We start from the raw sequence: 2,209 nt of genomic DNA on the forward strand, positions 1-2,209 counted from the left end.
GCCGCCGGCTTCACCGCGGGCTCGCTGCTCTGCGCGGTGTCGGTGTCGCCCGCGATGCTGATCGGCGCCCGTGTCATACAGGGGCTCTTCGGCGCGGTGATGCTGCCCCAGGGCCTCGGCATGATCAAGGAGATGTTCCCGCCGAAGGAGTCGCAGAAGGCGTTCGGCATGTTCGGTCCGGTCATGGGCCTGTCCGCGGTCTCCGGGCCGATCCTGGCGGGCTGGCTCGTGGACGCGGACTACTTCGGCACCGGCTGGCGCATGATCTTCCTGATCAACCTGCCGCTGGGCGCCGCCGCCCTGCTGGGGGCCGTGCGCTACCTGCCGAAGCCCCGTTCCGAGAGCAAGCCCCGCCTCGACATCCCCGGCATGCTCCTGGTCTCCCTGGCCGCGCTGCTCCTCATCTTCCCGCTGGTCCAGGGCCGTGAGTACGACTGGCCGGTGTGGACCTTCGTGATGATGGCCGCCTCGGTCGTCGTCTTCGCCGCCTTCGCGGTGTACGAGGCGCGGCGCAGCCGGGCGGGCCTGGACCCGCTGGTGGTCGTGAGCCTGTTCCGCAAGCGCGGCTTCAGCGGCGGCATGATCCTCGGGCTGGTCTTCTTCTCGGCCATGCAGGGCTTCATGCTGGTCTTCAACCTGTACACCCAGATCGGTCTCGGTTACTCGCCGCTGAAGGCGGGCCTGGTGATGGTGCCCTGGTCGGGCGGCATGATCGTCGGCTTCGGGCTCGCCCAGGCGGTCACCCGGTTCGGCCGTGCCGTGCTCCAGGGCGGCGCGCTGGTCATGGCGCTCGGCGTGTTCGCGGTGTGGCTGACCCTGGACCTCGCCGGCAGCGGTGTCGGCCCCTGGCAGCTCCTGCCCTCGCTGCTGGTGACGGGTATCGGCATGGGCCTGCTGATGGCACCCTTCTTCGACATCGTGCTGGCCAGTGTCGAGCAGCACGAGACGGGTTCGGCGTCCGGCACCATGACGGCGGTCCAGCAGCTCGGGGGCGCCTTCGGCGTGGCCATCCTCGGCACCGTCTTCTTCGGCCTGCTGGGCGGCGGCATCGCCACCGCCGTCGACCACCACTCGGACGGTCTGCGCGGGCAGCTGACCGCCGCCCATGTCGCGCCGGCCGCCCAGGACCGGATCGTCGCGGATCTGCGGACCTGCGCCTCGGACCGCGCGGTCGCCAAGGACCCGGCCGCGACCCCGGCCTCCTGCACCACACTGGAGAAGGACACCCGGTCGGTCGTCACCTCACCGCAGGACGGCGCCCGGATACCGGCCGCGCTCCAGTCCACCGCCACGTCGGCGTTCAAGGGCGGCTTCGGCTCCGTCATGAAGACCGTGCTGTGGATCGTGGACGGGATGCTCGTCCTGACGTTCCTGCTCGCCTTCCTCCTGCCGCGCCGGGCACGCCCCGAGGAATCCGCCGGGCACTGAGCGGGGGGACGGGCCGGGCATCCGCGGGGCGGGGGTGCCCGGCCCGTCCCGTACCGGAGAGGATGAGCCCGTGCTCACTTCGTACGCAGCTCACTTCGACACACCGGCCGGGTATCTCGACTTCGCGCGGTTCGGGCCGCCGTCGCGGGACGTGGTGGACGCGACCACGCGGGCCCTGACGGAGTCCGCCCGCGCCGACCACACCACGGTGGACGGCCTGATGGGTGCGGAGGCGACCGCGCGGGACACCGCCGCCCGCCTCGCGGGGAGTGACGCCGCGCACACCGTGCTGCTGCCGAACGCGTCCACCGGCCTCTTTCACGCGGCGCTCGGCATCCGGGAGGGAACGGTCCTCGTCCCGCGCAGCGACTTCCCCGCCAACCACTACCCGTGGCGCCGCACCGCGGGGCTCGGCCGGGTCACGCCCCGCTGGCTCGACCCCGAGCCCGGCGGCGGGGTGACCCCGGAGCTGGTCCGGGCCGCGCTGACCGAGGACGTCGTGGCGCTGTCCGTGAGCGCGGTGGACTTCCGTACCGGGTTCCGCGCGGATCTGGCGGGGCTGCGCGAGGCGATCGGGCCGGACCGGCTGCTGGTCGTGGACGCCATCCAGGCGTTCGGCGCGGCCGAGCTGCCGTGGGACGCGGCGGACGTGGTGGTGGCCGGCGGCCAGAAGTGGCTGCGCGCCGGGTGGGCGACCGGCTTCGCCACCCTGTCCGACCGTGCGCTGGAAACCCTGGAACCAGTGCTCACCGGCTGGACGGGCGTGGCGGAGGCCGGCCTC

Annotated in this window: 2 protein-coding genes; both read left to right on the forward strand. The window is 72.7% G+C overall.

Going from position 1 to position 2,209, the window contains the following annotated elements:
• The coding region (locus tag CCN33_RS04345; protein WP_086691280.1) for an MFS transporter at positions 1–1,428 on the forward strand (1,428 nt) is incomplete at its 5' end.
• Between the two features lie 70 nt (positions 1,429–1,498).
• A partial coding sequence (locus tag CCN33_RS04350) for an aminotransferase class V-fold PLP-dependent enzyme (RefSeq protein WP_140394464.1) occupies positions 1,499–2,209 on the forward strand: 711 nt, incomplete at its 3' end.

Source organism: Streptomyces recifensis (genome assembly GCF_002154615.1).
In the GTDB taxonomy this organism is placed as follows: domain Bacteria; phylum Actinomycetota; class Actinomycetes; order Streptomycetales; family Streptomycetaceae; genus Streptomyces; species Streptomyces griseoluteus.